The sequence below is a fragment of the Mesorhizobium sp. M0500 genome, assembly GCF_040321165.1.
GTDB lineage: Bacteria > Pseudomonadota > Alphaproteobacteria > Rhizobiales > Rhizobiaceae > Mesorhizobium.
In genome coordinates this window covers 123,670-143,810 of record NZ_JAMYRB010000009.1, presented here as the reverse complement: position 1 = coordinate 143,810, position 20,141 = coordinate 123,670, and the positions used below count along the sequence as shown (strand labels likewise).

The window sequence follows — 20,141 nt, the reverse complement described above, 5'->3', positions numbered from 1 at the left end:
TTGTTGCATAATCGCCACAATGCGTTGCATACATCCGACGCAATCAATGGCTCTAGACGGCGACATGGCCCTGCACGCACCGACACTGAGCAAATCGCTTTTCAGCAATACGGGCGCGCGAGACGGTCGCCGGCTGCTTGCGCTGCCGGGCGTGATCGCCGTTGCCGGTGCGCTGGTGACGGCGGCGATCTCCTTCGCCATTCTGGTCGGCGCGACGCCGATCACGCCCGACGCGAGGACGACGCTGGCGCTGATTGCGCTTAATGCGGCGTTCGTCCTGTTTCTGATCTTGCTGGTCGGCCGCGAGGTGCATCGCATCCTGATGGCACGACGGCATGGCAAGGCTGCGTCGCGCCTGCATGTGCGCATAGTGGCGATGTTTGCGCTAGTCGCCGCCATCCCCGCGATCATGGTGGCGATCATCGCGTCGATCACGCTCGACATCGGCCTCGACCGCTGGTTCGAGATCCGCACCAAGACGATCGTCAATTCGTCGTTGTCGATCGCTGACGCCTATGTGCAGGAAAACGCGCGAAATCTTCAGGGCACGACGTTGTCGATGGCTTACGACCTCGACGCTTCGCGCACGCTTTACGGCCTCGATCGTACCGGTTTTCTCGACCTCATGAACAAGGAGGCGGTGGGACGCTCGCTGGCGCACGCAGCACTCATCAAGCCCGATGGTTCCTTCGTTATGAGCGCCAAGACCGACGCGGACTTTGCCATGCCGGAGCCGCCTGAGGGCGCCGTGGCAAGCGCTGCCGACGGCAAGCCGGTGCTGATAGAACCGCGCACCCGCAACATCATGGGTGCCATCGTCAAGCTGCGCGAGATCGACGGCCTCTATCTCTACACCATCCGCCTCGTCGATCCCGAGGTGATCAAGGCGCGGCAGATCGTCAAATCCAACACCGCCGAATATCGCGGTCTCGAAGACAATCGCCGCACCTCGCAAGTGGCTTTCGCGCTTCCCTATCTGTCGCTGACGCTGATCATCATCCTGTCCGCCATCTGGACCGGCATTGCGGTGGCCGACCGCCTGGTGCGGCCGATTCGTCAGCTCATCGGCGCGGCCGATGAGGTCGCTACCGGCAATCTCGACGTAGCCGTGCCTGTCCGCCCCTCCGACGGTGACGTCGCCTCGCTCGGCGACACCTTCAACAAGATGCTGATGGAACTGAAATCGCAGCGCAACGAGATCCTGTCGGCCAAGGATTTGATCGACGAGCGGCGGCGCTTTTCGGAGGCGGTGCTTGCCGGCGTCACCGCCGGGGTCATCGGCGTCGATCCATATGGCATCGTCACCATCGTCAACCGTTCGGCCGAAACGATGCTGGCCATATCCGCCACGGCAGCGCTTGGGCAGAACCTTTCGGCCGTGCTGCCGCATGTCGGCCGCGTCTTCGAGATCGGCCGCAAGTCGGGCAAGCCGGTCTATCGCGAACAGGTCACCTTCTATCGTGCCGGCACTGAACGGACCTTCAACGTACAGATCACGATAGAAGCCGGCGACGACGGTTCGGAGGATAAATCCTACGTCGTTACAGTCGATGACATTACCGATCTGGTCCAGGCACAGCGTTCCTCCGCATGGGCCGACGTGGCGCGACGCATCGCCCACGAGATCAAGAATCCACTGACGCCGATCCAGCTTTCGGCCGAGCGTATCAAGCGCCGTTATGGCAAAGTCATCACCGAGGACCGTGAGGTTTTCGATCAATGCACCGACACCATCATCCGGCAAGTGGAGGACATCGGCCGCATGGTCGACGAGTTCTCGGCGTTCGCCCGCATGCCGAAACCGGAAATGAAGGCCATCGATCTGCGCGATTCGTTGCGCGAAGCCTCGTTCCTGGTCGAAGTGAGCCGGGCCGACATCACCTTCGAGCGCGTCTTCGGCAATGAGCCGCTCAAAGGCACGTTCGACAGCCGGCTGATGGCGCAGGCTTTCGGCAACGTCATCAAGAATGCTGCCGAAGCCATCGACGGACTTGATGCAGAGGATCGTCCGCACGGCATAATCCGGATTCAAGCCGGGCGTCAGAATGGCGCGATTCGAATCGACGTCATCGACAACGGCAGGGGCTTGCCGCGCGAAAACCGGCAGCGCTTGCTCGAGCCTTACATGACGACACGCGAGAAAGGCACCGGGCTTGGCCTCGCTATCGTCAAGAAGATCGTGGAGGACCATGGCGGGCGACTCGAATTGCACGATGCACCAGCGGACTTCCACGATGGGCGGGGTGCAATGATCAGCATCATCCTGCCGGTTGCCGCCACCGTTCCGGTACGCGGCGAGGGCAAGACGGAACACGAAAAAGAAACTGAAAAGGTCGGTAATGGCGTCTGATATTCTCATCGTCGATGACGAGGAAGACATCCGCGAACTCGTCGCCGGTATCCTGAGCGACGAAGGTCACGAAACACGCACGGCGTTTGACGCCGACAGCGCGCTTGCGGCGGTTGCCGACCGGGCACCCAGGCTGATTTTCCTCGACATCTGGCTGCAGGGCTCGCGGCTCGATGGCCTTGTCTTGCTTGACGAGATCAAGACGATGCACCCGAACCTGCCGGTGGTGATGATCTCGGGCCACGGCAATATCGAAACGGCAGTCTCGGCCATCCGCCGCGGCGCCTATGATTTCATCGAAAAGCCATTCAAGGCCGACAGGCTGATCCTCATTGCCGAACGGGCGCTCGAAACCTCCAAATTGAGACGCGAGGTTTCGGATCTCAAGCTGCGCAGCGGCGAGACTTTCGACCTCATCGGCATGTCATCGGCAATGAGCCAATTGCGCCAGACCATCGAGCGCGTCGCGCCGACCAACAGCCGCGTCATGATCATTGGCCCCTCCGGCTCGGGCAAAGAACTGGCCGCGCGCGCCATCCACGCGCTCTCAGCGCGCAAGAGTGCACCGTTTGTGACGCTGAGCGCCGCCAACATCACCCCAGAGCGTATGGAGATCGAGCTGTTCGGCACCGAATCGAACGGCGTCGAACGCAAGGTCGGTGCGCTGGAGGAGGCCCATCGCGGCATTCTCTACATCGATGAAGTGGCCGACATGCCGCGCGAGACGCAAAACAAGATCCTGCGCGTGCTGGTCGAACAGCAGTTCGAGCGGGTAGGGGGCACCAAGCGGGTCAAGGTCGACGTGCGCATCGTCTCGTCGACCTCGCAGAACCTGGAAGCCATGATCGCCGACGGCCGTTTCCGTGAGGACCTTTATCATCGCCTGGCCGTGGTTCCGGTCATGGTGCCGGGACTGGCCGAGCGTCGCGAGGACATTCCTTATCTGGTCGACAATTTCATGAAGCAGATCGCTCGCCAGGCCGGCATCAAGCCGCGCCGCATCGGCGACGACGCGCTGGCGGTGCTGCAGGCGCATAACTGGCCGGGCAACGTTCGCCAGTTGCGCAACAATGTCGAGCGGCTGATGATCCTGGCGCGCGGCGACGATGTCGATGCGCCGATCACCGCCGATCTCCTGCCTGCCGAGATCGGCGACGTCATGCCGCGCACTCCAAACAAATCCGATCAGCACATAATGGCGCTGCCGCTGCGGGAAGCGCGCGAACAATTCGAGAAGGACTATCTGATCGCCCAGATCAACCGTTTTGGCGGCAATATCTCGAAGACGGCAGAGTTTATCGGCATGGAACGCTCTGCATTGCACCGCAAGCTGAAGTCGCTGGGCGTCTGACAGCCAAACCAGTCGTGGCCCACCCAATTATCGGTTACGGCGGTCTTGGAATCGCATAGGAAAGCTGGACTTCTTTCAGGGATTAGCCATGCCGCGCATTGCGTATGTGAACGGGCGCTACGTCGCTCACGCCGAAGCTTCCGTGCATATCGAGGACCGTGGCTATCAATTCGCCGACGGCGTCTACGAGGTCTGCGAGGTGGCACGAGGCTTCATCGTCGACATGCCGCGCCATCTCGCCCGATTGAACCGCTCACTTGCCGAACTCTCGATCGATTGGCCGATCACGCGCGGCGTGCTGCCGCTCGTCATGCGCGAGGTGGTGCGCCGCAACCATGTCGTCGACGGCCTGGTCTATGTCCAAGTGACACGCGGCGTCGCCAGCCGCGAGTTTTTCTTCCCGCCGGCGGAGACCAAGCCGTCGCTGGTGGTGACTGCCAAAAAAGCCGATCCTGCAGCTGCCGCGAAGCGGGCCGAGAGCGGGATCCGGGTTATCACGGTGCCGGAGAACCGGTGGGATCGGGTCGATATCAAGTCGGTCGGCCTGCTGCCGAACGTGCTGGCCAAGCAGAAAGCCAAGGAAGCCGGCGCTCAGGAGGCCTGGTTCGTCGATGTCGACGGCACCGTCAAGGAAGGTGGATCGTCGAACGCCTGGATCATCACCGGGGATGGCGTGCTGGTGACGCGGCCGGCCGAGCACGGCATCCTGCGCGGCATCACCCGTACGACGCTGTTCGACGTGGCCGCCAAGCTCGGCCTGAAGATCGAGGAGCGCGGTTTTTCGGTGGCTGAAGCCAAGGCCGCGCGCGAGGTTTTCATCAGCTCCGCGACCACGATTGCCATGCCGGTGGTGGCGATCGATGGCGCTCCCGTCGCCAACGGCCACCCGGGCTCGATAACAGTTTCATTACGGCAGGCCTTTTTTGACGTTGCGGAAAAAAGTCCAGCCTGATAACCGCACAGATGGAATGAACATCAATATATCTCGTTCTGCTTGTCGTTACTGACGGCAAGATGGTGTTTGCGTGCTTGACATGCGCCGGCTAATTTGGCGCATTGGCCTGCAAACCGAAGGGGATCGGCGAAAGACAAGAACAATGGCGGAACGATCGCAAAATCTTCAGGACCTGTTCCTGAATTCAGTTCGCAAGAGCAAAAATCCACTCACCATCTTTCTCATCAACGGCGTGAAGCTGACCGGCGTGGTCACTTCGTTCGACAATTTCTGCGTTCTGCTGCGTCGCGACGGCCATTCCCAGCTTGTCTACAAGCACGCTATTTCCACGATCATGCCGAGCCAGCCGGTTCAGATGTTCGATGGTGAGGAAAGCCAGGGCGCCTGATTGGCACGTGAGAAAGACGCGGACCGCAGCGTTCGCGGAAAACCAGCACATCAGACCGGGACAGAGGCCAACGGCCCGACCCGGGCGGTGGTTATCGTGCCGGTGCTTACCCGGCAGCCTCGTGGCGACGACGACACCAACCGCCCCCGCCTGAGCCGTTCCGCCGAGGCTCGTCGCGACGAGGCCGTCGGCCTCGCCAGCGCAATCGACCTCGACCTGGTCCACACGGCGGTGGTGACCGTCAACGATCCACGCCCGGCGACCTTGCTCGGCAGCGGCAAGGTGGCGGAGTTCGCTGAGATCGTCAAAGAGGGCCACGCGGAAGTGGTCATTGTCGATCATCCGCTGACCCCGGTACAGCAGCGCAACCTCGAAAAAGAGTTGAACGCCAAGGTGCTCGACCGCACCGGGCTGATCCTGGAGATTTTCGGCGAGCGCGCCCGCACCAAGGAAGGCACGCTGCAGGTCGATCTTGCCCATCTCAACTACCAGAAAGGCCGCCTTGTGCGGAGCTGGACCCACCTCGAGCGCCAGCGTGGCGGCGCCGGCTTTCTCGGCGGCCCTGGCGAGACCCAGATCGAGTCGGATCGGCGTGTGCTGCAGGACAAGATCACCAAGCTGAAGCACGAGCTCGAAACTGTGCGCCGCACCCGCGACCTGCACCGCGCCAAGCGCAAGAAGGTGCCATTTCCGGTGGTGGCGATCGTCGGCTACACCAATGCCGGCAAGTCGACTCTGTTCAACCGGATGACCGGAGCAGGGGTGCTGGCCGAAGACATGCTGTTTGCCACGCTCGACCCGACGCTGCGCCGCGTGCGCCTGCCGCACGGCACGCCGATCATCCTTTCCGATACGGTCGGCTTCATTTCCGACCTGCCAACGCATCTGGTCGCGGCCTTCAGGGCGACGCTGGAGGAAGTGGTCGAGGCAGACCTCGTCATTCATCTGCGCGACATCTCCGATCCCGATACGGCCGCGCAGGCCGAAGATGTCGAGCGCATCCTTGCCGATCTCGGCGTCGATGCCCGCGATAGCAAGCGCGTCATCGAAGTATGGAACAAGATCGACCGGCTCGACGAGGGCAACCGGGCGCGGCTGCTTGCCGATGGTGCTGACGGCAAGAAGGCACCGCCGATCGCCATATCGGCGGTAACCGGCGAGGGCATCGATGCGCTGAAGACGATCATCGAGACGATGATGTCGGGCGAACTGGAGACGTTCACCGTCACACTCAAGCCCGACCAACTCGGCGTCGTCGACTGGCTTTACCGCAACGGCGACGTCGTCTCGCGCGACGACAATGAGGATGGCAGCGTGACCGTCGCGCTCAAGGCTACACACAGCGCTCGGCAGGAGATCGAAAGCCGATTGCGCCGTCAAAACAACGGGTAGAGGCGTTTACTTCGCGCTTTTTGCCTGATGCCAGAGCGCTTCCATCTCGTCCAGCGTCGCCTCTTCGAGGCTGTTTCCCGACGCTTGCAGCGTCCGCTCGACATAGTGGAAGCGCGATCGGAATTTTTCGTTGGTGCCACTGAGTGCCGCTTCGGAATCAATTTTGAGGTGCCGGCCGAGATTGACGACCGCAAACAGCATGTCGCCGAACTCGTCCTTGATCGGCGCAGTGTCGCCTTTGGCCAGCGCCTCGCGTAGTTCGCCGATCTCCTCCTCGATCTTGTCGAGGATCGGCGCCGCCTCGCTCCAGTCGAAGCCGACGCGGGCGGCCTTTTCCTGCAGCTTGAGCGCCCGGGTCAGCGCGGGCAGGGCGACCGGCACACTGTCGAGAAAGCCCTTGCCATGGTCTTCCGGGTCGAGCCCACGGGTGAGGCGAGCACTGCGCTTCTCCGCCTTTTCCTCTGCCTTGATCTTTTCCCACATGCCCTTGGCCATGCCGGCGCTGCGCGCCTTGTTGTCGCCGAAGACATGGGGGTGGCGGCGGATCATTTTTGTGGTGATGGCCTGGACTACATCGCCGAATGAAAATTCGCCGGCCTCCTCGGCCATTTGCGCGTGGTAGACCACTTGCAGCAGGAGATCGCCGAGTTCATCCCGCAGATCGTCGAGGTCGCCGCGCGCAATGGCGTCCGCCACTTCGTAGGCTTCCTCGATTGTGTATGGCGCGATTGTCGAAAAGTCCTGCTCGATATCCCACGGGCAACCGGTTTCCGGCGCCCGCAGCGCTGCCATGATCTCGATCAGTCGGGAAATGTCTTTCGAGGGTTTCATCTGGGAAACGCTATCCTGTACACGGCTGTGCGGCCAACGGCTTCAGCCGGTGAGGGCGCCTTGTCCACAGATGGGCCGCCAGACCATGATACGAAAGTGGAAGCCGGTTTCCGGAAGATCCTAGTTAGCAAAAGCATCAGTCGAGCACGGAGACTATCGCCTTGGCGAGCGCATCCATGCCGTCCTCGGGCAGGCCGGCAACGTTGATGCGGCTGTCGCCGACCATGTAGATGGCATGCTCGGCGCGCAGCCGCTCGACTTGCGCTTCCGACAGGCCAAGCCGGGAAAACATGCCGCGATGGCTGGCGACGAAATCGAAACGGTCGGAGTTGGACTGCCGCCGCAGCGCCTCGGCGAACTGGACGCGCAGCCGCAGCATGCGCAGCCGCATCTCTTCAAGCTCTGCCTCCCAGTCGGAACGCAATGCGGGGTCTTCAAGCACGATGCGCACCGCCGCCGCGCCGTGGTCCGGCGGCATCGAATACATGGCGCGCGCCGCCGACAGCATCTGGCCCATCGCCAAATCCGCCTGCGCGCCACCTTTCGCCATGATCAGCGCTGCACCGACTCGGTCGCGATAGACGGCAAAGTTCTTCGAGCAGCTGGAGGAAACGACCATTTCCGGAACTTTTGCCGCCAGAAGGCGCAAGCCGGCGGCATCCGCATCAAGTCCCTCGCCAAAGCCCTGATAGGCGATGTCGACAAAGGGCAGCAGGCCGCGCTCAACGACAAGATCGGCAATGGCAGCCCATTGCGAGATGTCTAGATTGGCGCCTGTCGGGTTATGGCAACAGCCATGCAACAATACGACGTCGCCAGGATTCGCGGTTCTCAATGCATTCAGCATGTCGTCGAAGCGAACCGCACCAGAAGCAGCGTCGAAATAGGGATATTCGCGTGTCTGCAGGCCAGCGGCGCGCATCACCGGCATGTGGTTCGGCCATGTCGGATCCGACAGCCAGACCATCGCGTCGGTGCGGATCCTTTTCAGCAGCTCTGCTACCAGCCGCAGCGCGCCGGAGCCGCCTGGCGCCTGCGCCGCACGAATGCGCGTCATGTCGGCGGCTGGGCCGAACACCAACCTGGCCATCGCCGCGTTGAAGGCGGTATCGCCGGCAAGGCCGAGATAGGTCTTGGTATCCTGGCCCTGCAGCAGCCGCTTTTCGGCTTCGCGCACCGCGCGCATCACCGGCGTCTTGCCGTCGCGATCCCTATAAACGCCGACCCCAAGATCGACCTTGTCGGGACGCGGGTCGGCGCGATAGAGACCGATCAAGGCCAGGATCTTGTCGGCAGGCGCGGGCTGGAGATTTTCGAACATCGATAAGGTTCCGTTGGCGGCGGAGTGATACGCAAACCGGCCGTACTTTGCCAGCAGTTTCATATGCGCCAACTCGGCGCCGGTTTGCCTCGAGGGCGGCCGATACTATCTGGCGGGCGAGAGCGGGCCCGATATCTCCCAGGACGAGAACGCGGCGAGCCGTAAGAAAATTTCGGGGAGAGCGGGATTAACATCCCGACCTGCTCCGTAAACAGGACATGAAACGGCCGATGCCACGCTTCGATATTCTGGGACAGCTCGGTTCGCTGCGCCGCTATGCACGCTCGCTGACGCGCGACAGCGCCGATGCAGAGGATCTGGTGCATGATGCGCTGGTGCGTGCCTATGAGCGACGCGGCAGCTTCCGCTCCGGCGGAAATCTTCGCGTATGGCTGCTGTCGATCGTCCATAATGCATTCATCGACGGTCTGCGGTCCCGCAAATCCGAAGCAATGCGAATCGAACAGGCCGGCTATCTCGCCGAGGCGAATGTCCAGGCTCCGCAGGAACATTCGGTCCGTCTGGCGCAGGTGCGCGAAGCGTTTTTCGAATTGCCGGAGGAGCAGCGTTCGGCGTTGCATCTCGTCGCCATCGAGGGGCTTAGCTACAGCCAGGCCGCTGAGGTGAGTGGCGTGCCGCTTGGCACGCTGATGTCGCGCATCGGCAGGGCGCGTGCGGCCCTGCGCGAGATGGAGGACGCGGTGCCGGCACGCGCGAAAGGCCATCTGAAGATCGTCGGAGGTGGATCATGAACCAACTGCGCGATCCCGTGACCGACGCCGATCTCGACGCCTATGTCGACGATCAGCTGGACGTGGCTCGTCGCATCGAGGTCGAGGCGTTCCTTTCGGCCCGCCCGGACGCGGCCGCGCGGGTGATGTCCGACCTGCGGATGCGTGACGAATTGCGCGTGGCGCTTGCCGGATCGAAAGGCATGGCGCGGCCCGCGACGGCCGATGCTGCACGGCGGCTGGAGCGGGGATTGGCGCGCGGCCGCGTCCTTGGTGCTTTGCAGCGAGCTGCGGCAGTCGCTGTCTTCGTCGCTGCCGGCTGGCTTGCGAACGGGCTCATCGGACCGGTATCGGTGACGGAAGTCGTCGCTTCGACCCATCCGCCCGCCTATGTGGAGGACGCAGTCCGGGCGCATCGGACGACGCTCGTGCGCGAGGCGATGTCGTCACAACTCGAGGCGCCTGACTACAATGCCGACGAAATTCGCGCCGCCACGGCGATCGTGATGCCATCGCTGCCGGCGGACTGGACGGTCCGTGACGTGCAGATCTATCCATCGCAATTCGGACCGAGCGTCGAGATGGCTGTCGAGACGAAAGAGATGGGGCTGGTCTCGTTGTTCGCGATCAGGCCCGGAACATTCGACGTCGTCAAGCCGACCGTCGTTCCCTCGGGCGAAGTTTCCTCGGCTTATTTCCAGATCGGCGAGGTCGCCTACGCGGTCGTCGGACGCAGCGATGTCGGCGGTCTCGACCGCACGGCCGAAGCGCTCGCCAAAACGCTTTACTGATCGACCCGCAAGAAGGAGAACCACATGAACAATCTCGGATATATCGGGGCCGGAGCCCGAGCCGGAGCCGTCTACGATGAAGGCCTGCGCCGGCACATGCTGCGCGTCTATAACTATATGGGCCTTGGCCTCGTCGTTACGGGCGTGATCGCGTTCGTGGTGGCTTCCACGCCCGCCCTTTACGTGCCGATCTTCTCCACACCGCTGAAATGGGTGGTGATGCTGGCCCCGCTGGCCTTTGTGCTCTTGTTCTCGTTTCGGATGCAGGCGATGTCGGCAGCCGGCGCCCAGGCGATGTTCTGGGCATTCTGCGCGGTCATGGGCCTGTCGCTGGCTTCCGTGTTCCTGGTCTTTACCGGCACCAGCATCGCACGCACCTTCTTCATCGCCGCCACCATGTTCGGCGCGACCAGCCTTTACGGGTACACGACCAAACGCGACCTGACGCAGTTTTCGTCGTTCCTGATCATGGGCCTGATCGGCGTGGTGATCGCCAGCATCGTCAATATCTTCCTGGGCTCGACCGCGCTCCAATTCGCGATCTCTGTGATCGGCATCGCCGTCTTCATCGGCCTCACCGCCTGGGATACCCAGACGATCAAGGAGCAGTATGCGGAAAACTTCGGTGCGGAATCACAGCAGAAACTCGCTGTCTTCGGTGCATTCTCGCTCTATCTGAACTTCATCAACATCTTCCAACTGCTGTTGAACTTCACCGGCGAGCGCGAATAGCCGGCGTTGAACCAAGACCGGAGTTGGACATCATGGACAGAAACGATCAGCAAGCGATCGGACAGCTCTTCGAGAAGTTGGCAAGCGCCGAGCGCCAGGCGCCGCCGCGCGATGCCGAAGCAGAGCGCTTCATCCAGGACCATATCACCCAGCAGCCTGGGGCGCCATATTACATGGCCCAGACGATCGTGGTGCAGGAGCAGGCCCTGAACGCAGCTCAGGCGCGCATAGAAGAACTGGAGGAGCAGGCGCGGCAGCCGGCCGGCGGTGGACCGGTCAGCGGCTTCTTCGGCCGCAGCGGCGGCAGGCGCTCAGGCTCGGTTCCGCGGGTAGGGCGCACCGCCTCCGTTGCAACTGAAGGGCCGCAGGACACGCCACAGCGGGCAGGCGGCGGTTTTCTTGCCGGCGCCGCGCAGACCGCGATGGGCGTGGCGGGCGGCGTGCTGCTCGGCAACGCGATCGCCGGCGTGTTTGGCGGCAGCGAAGCGAAGGCAACTGAACAGCCGTCGCCGCAGCCGGACGAAGCCGATCAGGCAGGCGATTCCAGCTCCGATAATGGCGGTGACTTCGGTGATATGGAGTTCTGACGAGCGACCCAGCCTGTGCCTGTACCGGCGCTGGTGACGATTGCGGGTCAGCATAGGCGAGGTGGCGAGGGCAACATCCGGGAAGCGAGCCCTCGCCGGCGGCTAATAGCCCAGGCGCTTCAGTTCAGCCTTGACCGCCGCGATCGTCTTGAAGCGGAAGTGCTTCGTTGTGCCGTCGCGCCAATGGCAGTCGCATGTGGCATCGAACTTCCGGCTCGCTTTCAATTGAGTCAGCGCCTTCTGGCCTGGCTCGGGGCCATCGAAGATGCGAACTTCGTAGAGCGTCCCTTCGACATCGTAGTGCATCTGAGCCCAGGAAAGTATCACGATCAGTTCCTTTGCCGGGTCGTGGTCGGCGTTGGCGAGGCCGAGCGCTATGTCCGGTGTGTCGCCCTCTTGTTCACCGATCGTGACCTGGATTGCGCGATATTTGTTAGCTAGCCGTTGCAGCGCGACGAGCGGGCGTTCCGGATAGTCCTCAGCGGTCTGGTAATCGACGAAGAGTGTCTGGAGGCCGTTCCAGCTCACGGCTGTGGTGTGCGGATCAGCATTGTCGGCGAACCCAACAACACGTTTGGCGAAAGCCAGGTCGTTCTCGTCTGGCGCACGATCAAAGTCCTGCGCTCGCGCGCCAGTGAGCACGCAGGCGAGGGTGAGGGCAAGACTTGCAAGCAGCGGAAGCGTCTTCATGATTCGCAACCCTAGCATGCCCGTTGCCCCACAGCGCTGTTGCGAATGTCTAAGAGTGACCGGCCTGATCTCGCCGCCAACGGATGTTATAGGCGTAGTCGCATAAGATAGATTATGGAACTAGTTGGCCGATTGGATGTGACGTGAAGATAGCACCTCGCGAGATCCAACTCGGGAACCCAGGCGGTAAAAACTTAGTCTTTCACGCTGATTCGTAAGGGATTTCGATCGTCATGCCGTCATAAGCAGGCTCGACGTTGGCCGGCGTCTCGGCCATTACCGTAGCGTAGTCGAGTGGCACATGCATATGCGTCAGCACCGCGTTCTTCGGCGCCAGTCTTTCGATCCAGCCAAGCGCCTGGCCAAGCGACAGATGGCTCGGATGGACGGTGTATTGCAGCGCGTCGATGACCAGCATGTCCAGCCCGCGCAAACGCTTGGCGGTCGGCTCCGGAAAGTCGCTGACGTCAGGGCAATAGGCCAGCCCGCCGATGCGGAAACCCAGCGAGGTGATGTCGCCATGGAGCTGCAGCAGCGGTTCGAGGGTGAGGGCGCCGCCCTCGCCTGCGACCACCACCGGCCTGTGGTGGTCGATGATATGGGCGTTGACGATCGGCGGATACGAACTGCCTTTCGGTGTTTCGAAACAGTAGCGGAACGCCTCGCGTAGGCGCAGCATGGTAGCCTGATCCGCATGGATGTCGATCCGGTGGCGCTGCTCGAGCACGAAGCCGCGCAAATCGTCGATGCCGTGGATATGGTCGGCATGCGGATGTGTATAGACCACCGCATCGATGCGCTTGACCGATGCCAGCAGCATCTGCTCGCGGAAATCCGGGCCGGTGTCGATGACGACCGTGGTCCGGGCGCCACTCGCCGCGATCCGCTCGACGAGCGCTGCGGTGCGCGTGCGCCGGTTCCGGGGGTCCGCGGGATCGCAATTGCCCCAGTCGCCGGTGATGCGTGGCGTGCCCGGCGATGAGCCGCAGCCGAGGACGGTAAGACGTAACCGGTCGCTCATGCGTCAGGCGCCCGGCGCGCTCGGGCGCGGCATTTTCCTGAACAGCCGGAAGAAATTATCCGTGGTGATATTAGCGATCTCGGCCTCGCTGAAGCCGATCGTCTCGGCCAGCACCTTGGCTGTATGCGCGACATAGGCGGGCTCATTACGCTTGCCGCGAAACGGGATCGGCGCAAGGTATGGCGCGTCGGTTTCGACCAGCAGACGGTCGCGCGGCACATCGGCGGCGACGGCGCGCAGCTCGGCGGAGTTCTTGAAGGTCAGGATGCCGGAAAACGAGACGTAGCCGCCGAGCGCCACGCCGATCTCGGCCAGCCGGCGCGCCGACGAAAAACAGTGCAGGATGAAGGGGAAGGCACCCTTCCCCGTTTCTTCTTCGAGGATATCAGCCATGTCGTCGTCGGCGTCGCGCGAATGGATGACCAGCGGCAGACCGGTCACGCGCGCCGCGGCGATGTGGGTGCGAAAGCCCTGCGCCTGTGCGTCGCGCGGCGCATGATCGTAGAAATAGTCGAGTCCGGCCTCGCCGATCGCCACCACTTTGCGATGAGCAGAGAGCCGCACCAGATCATCGACAGTGACATCAAGCTCTTCGGCCGCATTATGCGGATGGGTGCCGACCGAGCAATAGACCTCATCGAAAGTCTCTGCAATCTCAAGCACTTGGTTAAATCGCTTCACCCTCGTCGAGATCGTCACCATTCGGCCGATGCCGGCCGCTAGGGCGCGGGCGACAATGGCCGCCCGCTCTTCGGCGAAATCCGGAAAGTCGAGGTGGCAGTGACTGTCGACCAGCATCAGGCGTTCGCGTCCTGCTTTTCGTAACGCGGAAAGACCGCCTCCGGCGCGGGCAATGCCGTGCCGGGCACCAGCGCATAGTCGGCGTGGACATGCGCAAAGTCACGGTTGTCTGCCGGCACCGCCAGCAGGTCGAGCAGCTTAGCAGCCGACCCCGGAACAAAGGGCTGGCAGAGCAGCGTCACGCGCCGGACGACTTCGATCGTCGTCCACAGAACTGTCTTCATACGCTCTGGATCGCTTTTGCTTAGCGCCCAGGGTTGCTGAGAGGCGAAATAGCGGTCAGCTTCGGCCACCACTCCGAAGATCGCCGCCAGCGCCAAATGGATGCCCTGATCCGCCATCGCCTTTCGCGCGACGGCGAGTGCCCCCACCGCTTGGTCGAGGATGGCGCTGTCGGCTTCGGTCAGTTCGCCGCGCTTTGGCACCGCGCCGCTGCAGTTCTTGGCGACCATCTTCAGCGAGCGCTGCGCCAGGTTGCCGAGGCCATTGGCAAGGTCGGCATTGGTGCGGTTGACGATCGCATCATGGCTGTAGCTGCCGTCCTGGCCGAACGGCACTTCGCGCAGCAAGAAATAGCGCACCTGGTCGAGGCCGTAGTGCTCGATCATCGCGAACGGGTCGATGACGTTGCCGACCGACTTCGACATTTTCTCGCCGCGGTTGAACAAAAAACCATGCGCGAACACGCGCTTCGGCAATTCGATGCCAGCCGACATCAGGAAAGCCGGCCAGTAGACCGCGTGGAAGCGGACGATGTCCTTGCCGATGACGTGCGCGTTTGCCGGCCAGAACGACCATCTCTCATTGGCCGGATCCGGATAGCCGGCGGCGGTGATGTAGTTGGTCAAGGCGTCGACCCAGACATACATCACATGCTTCTCGTCGCCCGGCACCGGGATGCCCCAGTCGAACGTGGTGCGCGAGATCGATAGGTCCTTCAGGCCGGACCTGACGAAGCTCATCACCTCATTGCGCCTCTCGGCAGGACCGACGAAATCGGGCTGGTTTTCGTAAAGTGCAAGGAGCCTGTCCTGATAAGCCGACAGCCGGAAGAAGTAGCTCTCTTCCTCGACCCATTCGACCGGCGTCCCCTGCGGCCCATAGCGGACATTGTCGGCACGCACCTCGGTCTCTTCTTCGCCGTAATAGGCTTCGTCACGCACCGAGTACCAGCCGGCATAGCCGCCTTTATAGACGTCGCCATTGGCGGCCATCGCCTTCCAGATCGCCTGCGAGGCCTTGTAGTGCCGCTTTTCCGTGGTGCGGATGAAATCGTCGTTGGAGGCATCGAGCGCGACGGCCATGCGCTCGAAATCGGCCGAGTTGCGGTCAGCCAGCTCGCGCGCTGAAATACCTTCTCTCTTCGCCGTCTGCAGCATCTTGATGCCGTGCTCGTCGGTGCCGGTGAGAAAGAGGACGTCCTTACCGTCGAGCCGCTGGAAGCGGGCCAGCGCGTCGGTGGCAATCAACTCGTAGGCATGGCCGATATGCGGTTTGCCGTTCGGATAGGAAATAGCCGTCGTGACGTAGTATTTTTCGCGTGCCATGGATGAGCCGTCATGAATGTCTGAATGAAAGATGTCGCGGTGAGATATCGCATCGAAACGGCAATTGCCATCCGACGCCAATGTGGTGGCTTCGAAGTTCCTGCGATTGATTGGGATCAATACTCAGGGGCTTCAAAGCCACGCCAGCGGCCGTCACATTCGCATTGCAGAATTCAGGCGGTCGATCATGGTCAGGGCGTGCTGCTTTTTGTCGAGATTGTAGGTCTCGGTTTCAGATATAGCGTTCAAAGCCTCGTGCCAAGTATCCGACAGCGTTTTGGCCCGCGCGAGATCGCCGGCGAGCGCGGCCTGGCTGGCGCCGGCCGACAGCAGATCAAGCGCGCGGCGATTGAATATCTCGAACGGGATTGCCTGGTCGCGGCCGGCGACCGCCTCGGCAAGACGGTAGGCGCCTGCGACATCTATCTTCTTGGACATCACCAGGGCGTCGAGGGTGGCGGCGATTTCGAGCCCTCCATACTGCGTCAACAGGATCGCATTGCGCGCGCTGCCCCCTGCCCGCTCCGCCAGCGCCGCGCGCGCCCCAGGATCCTCCGGTGGCGGCGGCTCGATGCCTTCCAGAACCGTCATCAAGCTCTCGGCATCTAGCCGCGCCAACCGCACCATCTGGCAGCGCGACCGGATCGTCGGCAGCAGACTGCCCGGCGCATGGACGATGAGGATGAACAAGGTGCGCGCGGGTGGCTCTTCAAGATTCTTCAGCAAGGCATTGGCAGCATTGGTGTTCATGTCGTCGGCGGGATCGACGATAACCACCCGGTAGCTGCCGTCGTGCGAGGTCAGCGACAGAAAACGGCTGACCTTGCGGATTTCGTCGACCGTGACCACTGTCTTGAAGCTCTTGGTCTTGTCGTTCGCCGGGCGTGTAAGATGCAGCACCGAAGGATGCGCGCCGGTGGCGATCTGTCGAAACAGCGACGAAGCCGGATCTGGAACGGCAAGGCTTTCCGGCGCCTGCTCGAAGGCCGGGTGCTTCAACAGATGATGCGCCAGGTGAAAGGCCAGCGTCGCCTTGCCGATGCCAACCGGTCCGGCAAAGATCAGTGCGTGCGGCAGCTTTCCCGAGCGGTAAGCGGTGGCGAGCATGTTGGCCGCCTGCAGGTGACCGACAAGACGCGGCGTCTCGGATGGCTCGGGCACCCCGTCCAGCGTATCGTGCTGTTCGGGCGCGATGCGTTCGAAAATCATGCTGGCGCCGCCTGCCTTCTTTGCGCCGGCATCATCCTCTCGAGAGCCGCGAAGACCGCGGCGGTAACGACATCCTCCACCGCATCTAGGTCGGCTGAGGCATCGACGACAACGCAGCGTTCGGGTTCAGCTGAGGCGATCGCGAGAAACGCCTCGCGCCGGCGTTGGTGGATGGCCAATGTTTCTTTCTCGAAGCGGTCCGGTCCGTCACTGCTGCCCCGCCGGGCGGTAGCGCGCCTCAGGCCCTCGGCGGGGTCGATGTCGAAGATCAGTGTCATGTCCGGCACCATGCCGTTGATGGCGACCTTCTCCAATGCGTCCATGAATGCCGGGTCGAGGCCGCCGGTGACGCCCTGGTAGACGCGCGAGGAATCCATGAAACGATCGCAAAGCACGACCGAACCGCGCTCGACTGCCGGCCGGATGACCTGTTCGACATGGTCGGAACGCGCAGCGGCGAAAAGCAGCGCTTCCATCTTGGGGCCGAACGGCTCGGCTGCGCCTGAAAGCAGGACATGCCTGACCGCCTCCGCGCCCGGCGAGCCACCCGGCTCACGTGTCACCAGCACATCGTATTTCTTGGCGCGCATCTTCTTTGCCAGCCGCTCGATCTGCGTCGACTTGCCTGCTCCTTCGCCGCCTTCAAAAGTGATGAAAAATCCGCGCGCCAAAGCCTTTGTCCATACTTCGGGGACCGTATAGTCCCGGCGGGAAAAAAGGTCCACCGCGACGGTGCTAACGCAGCCAGCCGACGGCCAGTTCCTTGGCGGCGCCCAGCGCGCGCTGCGGCAGCGAACCGACACCGATCGACTCGGCGGCAAACAGCGGCGTCTCCTGGCTCAGCGTATCGCCGATCCAGACGCGCAGCGTACCCACCGGCTGCCCCTCCTCCACCGGCGCTGCCACCGGTCCGTCATAGACGATCCTGGCGGTGAGCTTGTCGCGGTTGGTGATCGGCAGGAAGATCTGCACCGGTCCTTTTGCCTTTAACGCGACACCGGACTTGGCGCCGCCAAAGACCTGGGCTTCGCCAACCACTTCGTCCTTGGCGAATACTTCAGTCTTCTCGAAGGAGCGAACGCCCCAGTCAATCAGCTTTCGCGCTTCCTCAGCACGCTCACGGTCGTTTGCCAGGCCGCTCATCGCCGCGATCACCCTTGTGCCGTTGTGGCTGACCGAGCCGACAATGCCGAACCCGGATTGCTCGCTGGCACCGACCGCGAGCCCGTCGGCGCCTATGTCCATGGCCAGTAGCGGATTGCGGTTCCTCTGGGAAATCTTGTTCCAGGTAAAATCCTTCTGGCCGTAATAGCGGTAGAGATCCGGGTAGTTGCGCCAGATATGCAGCGCCAGAAGCGCGAGTTCGCGAACGCTCGTTTGCTGCCCATCGGCCGGCAGACCGGTGGAATTGACGAAAGTCGATTTCTGCAAGCCGATCTGGCGGGCACGCTCGGTCATCTGCGCTGCGAAGTTTGCTTCGGACCCGGCCATCCCTTCAGCGATGACGATACAGCCGTCATTGGCCGCCTGCACGGTCACGCCCTGGATCAGGTCTTCCAGCCGGATCGTCGACTTGAGCTTGGCGAACATGGTCGATGTCCCCGAAGGAGCGCCGCCTTTGCGCCAGGCGTTCTCGCTCACCACGAAGGTGTCTTCGAGCGTCATGCGCCCTGATTTGATGGCGTCGAAGACCACTTCCATCGTCATCAGCTTGGCCAGCGAGGCCGGCGGGATCAACCTGTCGGCGTCCTTGGAAAACAGCACGGTTCCGGTTTCGGCATCGATCATGAAGGCCTGCGCGGCCTTGGTCTCGAAAAGCTGTGCTGAGGCCGGCACAAGCGAGAGCATCAGCAGGCAGAGCGTTATGAGCCCAGTGAAAGGCTGAAAAAATTTCATCAGGTTCGCCCAGTGAGCCGGCGCTTTTGCAGGTTGGCAGAAGCTATCAGGCTTTTGCCTGGCGTATCAATCGCGCACGAAAAAACCAGGCAGCCCCGAGCTCAGTTGCGTACCGCAAGCGCATCCGGCGCACCATGCGACCACGCTGCCTGCAGCATCTCGTCCAGGCTGCCACGACCGTCGGCAAAGAGGTTGACCGAGTACCAGTCCTTGCCTTCAAGTTCCGAGCGCTGGATCTCGGTCTTGCCGAAGCTGGAAAGCTGGGCCGCCACACGCTCCGCTTCGGCGGCATTCTCGAATGAACCCGCCGCGACATAGTCCGTTGGCGGACCGGCTGGAGGAGCTTGCCGCTTCCACGATTGAAGAATTTCGGCGGGCGACATGCCGGCGCCATCCAGCTCGGCAAACGCGTTGGAGGCGCGTTGCACGCGCTCGTCCGCGTAAGACAGCGACGCCACGGTGAACGGCGATTGCGCCGGCAGGTTGATCTCCGGGCGCTCCGGCACGATCGGGCCGAAATCGGGCAGTACAATGTCTCCCAAAGCAGATGCTTGCACTGCCATGACAGGCCCTGCATCGGATCCCTGCCCGGAATTCGTCAGCTGACCGGGGAACGGCACGGCAGCAGCGCTCACCGGCAGGCTTGGCGACGGCCCATTCATCGCGACCATGACACCGCTGGGCAGGCCGTCCGACGGATCCGGCGCCCTGTTGCCTGGACGATACGAAGCCACAAGATACTGCCCGTCATTGCCTTCGAGCGGCGCACGGCCGACATATTCGACCTTCACCTCGGCCGTACCGATGTTGGCATAATCGAGCATTTCAGCAGCGCGCTTCGACACATCGATGATGCGTCCATCATGATAGGGTCCGCGGTCGTTGACGCGCACGATCACCGAGCTGCCGGTCTTCATGTTGGTGACCCGCGCATAGCTCGGCAGCGGCATGGTCGGATGCGCCGCCGTCAGATCTGCCATGTCGTAGACTTCGCCGTTGGCGGTCAACCGGCCGTGGAAGGCCTCACCGTACCAGGATGCGAGGCCAACCTTGGCGTAACGTTTGTCTTCCTTCGGATAATACCACTTGCCGCGCACCTGATAGGGCTTGCCGAGCTGGTCGCGTCCGCGAGACGTCTTGAACATGACGCGCGGGCTGGCTTTCACGCCGTATTCGGCTTCGGAAAAATATTCCTTGGAGCGAGGTTTCTTGTTGACCATCGCCTTTTGCTGCGGCCCGGCACATGCTGCAAGAAAGGCTGCCGACAAGGCAAACAGCGCGAAAGCGGAAGCGCGACGAAGACGCGGGCGCGCCGTGGTCTGCATATTTTGATTATCCCCTATAGCATCGACGAAGGCACCGCAGCATGAACGTCAGCGATGCCAAAGCACCCACTCCAGAAACGCCGGCGACGCCCTACCCCAATCCTTTTTGTGCGCAGGAATTGTTTATCACCGTATTAACCGATTGTGGTCGGAACCGGGCGAGATTGTGGCACGGACCGCCTCGCTGATCGGCATGAAAATCATCGCTTATCGATCAGAAACG

Annotated in this window: 19 protein-coding genes; 9 read left to right on the top strand and 10 right to left on the bottom strand. The window is 62.2% G+C overall.

Translation table 11 applies throughout. From position 1 onward, the window contains the following. Window positions 1-64 precede the first annotated feature (64 nt). From NKI70_RS18575 to hflX, 5 genes are all read left to right on the top strand, one after another. Window positions 65-2,350, top strand: coding sequence for a sensor histidine kinase NtrY-like (locus NKI70_RS18575; protein WP_352502927.1), 2,286 nt, complete (start codon window positions 65-67; stop codon window positions 2,348-2,350). Then, on the top strand, window positions 2,340-3,701 hold the full coding sequence (gene ntrX / locus NKI70_RS18570; protein WP_352724814.1) for a nitrogen assimilation response regulator NtrX: 1,362 nt from the start codon (window positions 2,340-2,342) through the stop codon (window positions 3,699-3,701). Before NKI70_RS18575 ends, ntrX begins: the two co-directional genes overlap by 11 nt. 88 nt (window positions 3,702-3,789) lie before the next feature. Next, window positions 3,790-4,653, top strand: coding sequence for a D-amino-acid transaminase (locus NKI70_RS18565; RefSeq protein ID WP_352448933.1), 864 nt, complete (start codon window positions 3,790-3,792; stop codon window positions 4,651-4,653). Between the two features lie 145 nt (window positions 4,654-4,798). Then, window positions 4,799-5,044 carry an RNA chaperone Hfq gene (gene hfq, locus NKI70_RS18560; RefSeq protein WP_006202172.1) on the top strand — a complete coding sequence of 82 codons (246 nt, stop codon included), beginning with the start codon at window positions 4,799-4,801 and terminating at the stop codon, window positions 5,042-5,044. Next, window positions 5,045-6,436 (top strand): GTPase HflX, encoded by a 1,392-nt coding sequence (gene hflX, locus NKI70_RS18555; protein WP_352724813.1) that lies wholly within the window; start codon window positions 5,045-5,047, stop codon window positions 6,434-6,436. Between the two features lie 6 nt (window positions 6,437-6,442). Here the strand turns inward: hflX and mazG are convergent, their stop codons facing one another. Together mazG and NKI70_RS18545 are read right to left on the bottom strand one after the other, a co-directional pair. Beyond that, entirely contained in the window at window positions 6,443-7,267 is an 825-nt protein-coding gene (gene mazG / locus NKI70_RS18550) for a nucleoside triphosphate pyrophosphohydrolase (RefSeq protein WP_352724812.1), read from the bottom strand. A 136-nt stretch (window positions 7,268-7,403) separates the two neighbouring features. Beyond that, the gene (locus NKI70_RS18545; RefSeq protein WP_352724811.1) at window positions 7,404-8,588 is read right to left on the bottom strand and encodes an amino acid aminotransferase; all 1,185 of its coding nucleotides are present in this window, start codon (window positions 8,586-8,588) and stop codon (window positions 7,404-7,406) included. Between the two features lie 218 nt (window positions 8,589-8,806). On the opposite strand from NKI70_RS18545, the gene NKI70_RS18540 reads away from it, so the two are divergent. From NKI70_RS18540 to NKI70_RS18525, 4 genes are read left to right on the top strand one after another with little or no spacing between them, the layout of a single operon-like run. Next, on the top strand, window positions 8,807-9,340 hold the full coding sequence (locus NKI70_RS18540; protein WP_502896622.1) for a sigma-70 family RNA polymerase sigma factor: 534 nt from the start codon (window positions 8,807-8,809) through the stop codon (window positions 9,338-9,340). Continuing rightward, complete coding sequence (locus NKI70_RS18535) at window positions 9,337-10,110, top strand: anti-sigma factor family protein (protein WP_352724810.1); 774 nt, start codon at window positions 9,337-9,339, stop codon at window positions 10,108-10,110. Before NKI70_RS18540 ends, NKI70_RS18535 begins: the two co-directional genes overlap by 4 nt. 24 nt (window positions 10,111-10,134) lie before the next feature. Further along, window positions 10,135-10,842 carry a Bax inhibitor-1/YccA family protein gene (locus NKI70_RS18530; RefSeq protein ID WP_352448927.1) on the top strand — a complete coding sequence of 236 codons (708 nt, stop codon included), beginning with the start codon at window positions 10,135-10,137 and terminating at the stop codon, window positions 10,840-10,842. Window positions 10,843-10,874: 32 nt separating this feature from the next. Beyond that, complete coding sequence (locus NKI70_RS18525; RefSeq protein WP_352724809.1) at window positions 10,875-11,429, top strand: DUF2076 domain-containing protein; 555 nt, start codon at window positions 10,875-10,877, stop codon at window positions 11,427-11,429. Between the two features lie 102 nt (window positions 11,430-11,531). Here NKI70_RS18525 and NKI70_RS18520 read toward each other — a convergent pair whose 3' ends face one another. From NKI70_RS18520 to NKI70_RS18485, 8 genes are all read right to left on the bottom strand, one after another. Beyond that, on the bottom strand, window positions 11,532-12,119 hold the full coding sequence (locus NKI70_RS18520) for a hypothetical protein (protein ID WP_352724808.1): 588 nt from the start codon (window positions 12,117-12,119) through the stop codon (window positions 11,532-11,534). A gap of 202 nt (window positions 12,120-12,321) precedes the next feature. Beyond that, window positions 12,322-13,140, bottom strand: a complete 819-nt coding sequence (locus tag NKI70_RS18515; RefSeq protein ID WP_352724806.1) for an MBL fold metallo-hydrolase — start codon at window positions 13,138-13,140, stop codon at window positions 12,322-12,324. Window positions 13,141-13,143: 3 nt separating this feature from the next. Next, on the bottom strand, window positions 13,144-13,938 hold the full coding sequence (locus NKI70_RS18510; RefSeq protein WP_352456774.1) for a TatD family hydrolase: 795 nt from the start codon (window positions 13,936-13,938) through the stop codon (window positions 13,144-13,146). Then, a complete protein-coding gene (gene metG / locus NKI70_RS18505) occupies window positions 13,938-15,488 on the bottom strand; it encodes a methionine--tRNA ligase (protein ID WP_023675060.1) in 1,551 nt (516 codons plus the stop codon). Before metG ends, NKI70_RS18510 begins: the two co-directional genes overlap by 1 nt. Before the next feature lie 153 nt (window positions 15,489-15,641). After that, window positions 15,642-16,697, bottom strand: coding sequence for a DNA polymerase III subunit delta' (locus NKI70_RS18500; protein WP_352646063.1), 1,056 nt, complete (start codon window positions 16,695-16,697; stop codon window positions 15,642-15,644). Beyond that, window positions 16,694-17,368, bottom strand: coding sequence for a dTMP kinase (gene tmk, locus NKI70_RS18495; RefSeq protein ID WP_352448921.1), 675 nt, complete (start codon window positions 17,366-17,368; stop codon window positions 16,694-16,696). The genes NKI70_RS18500 and tmk overlap by 4 nt, the downstream gene beginning before the upstream one ends. A gap of 64 nt (window positions 17,369-17,432) precedes the next feature. After that, window positions 17,433-18,593, bottom strand: coding sequence for a D-alanyl-D-alanine carboxypeptidase family protein (locus NKI70_RS18490; protein ID WP_352698861.1), 1,161 nt, complete (start codon window positions 18,591-18,593; stop codon window positions 17,433-17,435). A 101-nt stretch (window positions 18,594-18,694) separates the two neighbouring features. Further along, a complete protein-coding gene (locus NKI70_RS18485; protein WP_352698863.1) occupies window positions 18,695-19,918 on the bottom strand; it encodes a septal ring lytic transglycosylase RlpA family protein in 1,224 nt (407 codons plus the stop codon). Window positions 19,919-20,141: the final 223 nt, after the last annotated feature.

What these genes read in the sequence shown, in the direction of transcription:
- NKI70_RS18575 (WP_352502927.1), top strand. Translation starts at nt 65, where the DNA reads ATGGCCCTGCACGCACCGACACTGAGCAAATCGCTTTTCAGCAATACG.
- metG (WP_023675060.1), bottom strand. Translation starts at nt 15,488, where the DNA reads ATGGCACGCGAAAAATACTACGTCACGACGGCTATTTCCTATCCGAAC.
- NKI70_RS18510 (WP_352456774.1), bottom strand. Translation starts at nt 13,938, where the DNA reads ATGCTGGTCGACAGTCACTGCCACCTCGACTTTCCGGATTTCGCCGAA.
- NKI70_RS18485 (WP_352698863.1), bottom strand. Translation starts at nt 19,918, where the DNA reads ATGCAGACCACGGCGCGCCCGCGTCTTCGTCGCGCTTCCGCTTTCGCG.
- hfq (WP_006202172.1), top strand. Translation starts at nt 4,799, where the DNA reads ATGGCGGAACGATCGCAAAATCTTCAGGACCTGTTCCTGAATTCAGTT.
- NKI70_RS18525 (WP_352724809.1), top strand. Translation starts at nt 10,875, where the DNA reads ATGGACAGAAACGATCAGCAAGCGATCGGACAGCTCTTCGAGAAGTTG.
- NKI70_RS18535 (WP_352724810.1), top strand. Translation starts at nt 9,337, where the DNA reads ATGAACCAACTGCGCGATCCCGTGACCGACGCCGATCTCGACGCCTAT.
- NKI70_RS18515 (WP_352724806.1), bottom strand. Translation starts at nt 13,140, where the DNA reads ATGAGCGACCGGTTACGTCTTACCGTCCTCGGCTGCGGCTCATCGCCG.
- NKI70_RS18565 (WP_352448933.1), top strand. Translation starts at nt 3,790, where the DNA reads ATGCCGCGCATTGCGTATGTGAACGGGCGCTACGTCGCTCACGCCGAA.
- NKI70_RS18545 (WP_352724811.1), bottom strand. Translation starts at nt 8,588, where the DNA reads ATGTTCGAAAATCTCCAGCCCGCGCCTGCCGACAAGATCCTGGCCTTG.
- NKI70_RS18540 (WP_502896622.1), top strand. Translation starts at nt 8,807, where the DNA reads ATGAAACGGCCGATGCCACGCTTCGATATTCTGGGACAGCTCGGTTCG.
- mazG (WP_352724812.1), bottom strand. Translation starts at nt 7,267, where the DNA reads ATGAAACCCTCGAAAGACATTTCCCGACTGATCGAGATCATGGCAGCG.
- NKI70_RS18500 (WP_352646063.1), bottom strand. Translation starts at nt 16,697, where the DNA reads ATGATTTTCGAACGCATCGCGCCCGAACAGCACGATACGCTGGACGGG.
- NKI70_RS18490 (WP_352698861.1), bottom strand. Translation starts at nt 18,593, where the DNA reads ATGAAATTTTTTCAGCCTTTCACTGGGCTCATAACGCTCTGCCTGCTG.
- NKI70_RS18530 (WP_352448927.1), top strand. Translation starts at nt 10,135, where the DNA reads ATGAACAATCTCGGATATATCGGGGCCGGAGCCCGAGCCGGAGCCGTC.
- ntrX (WP_352724814.1), top strand. Translation starts at nt 2,340, where the DNA reads ATGGCGTCTGATATTCTCATCGTCGATGACGAGGAAGACATCCGCGAA.
- NKI70_RS18520 (WP_352724808.1), bottom strand. Translation starts at nt 12,119, where the DNA reads ATGAAGACGCTTCCGCTGCTTGCAAGTCTTGCCCTCACCCTCGCCTGC.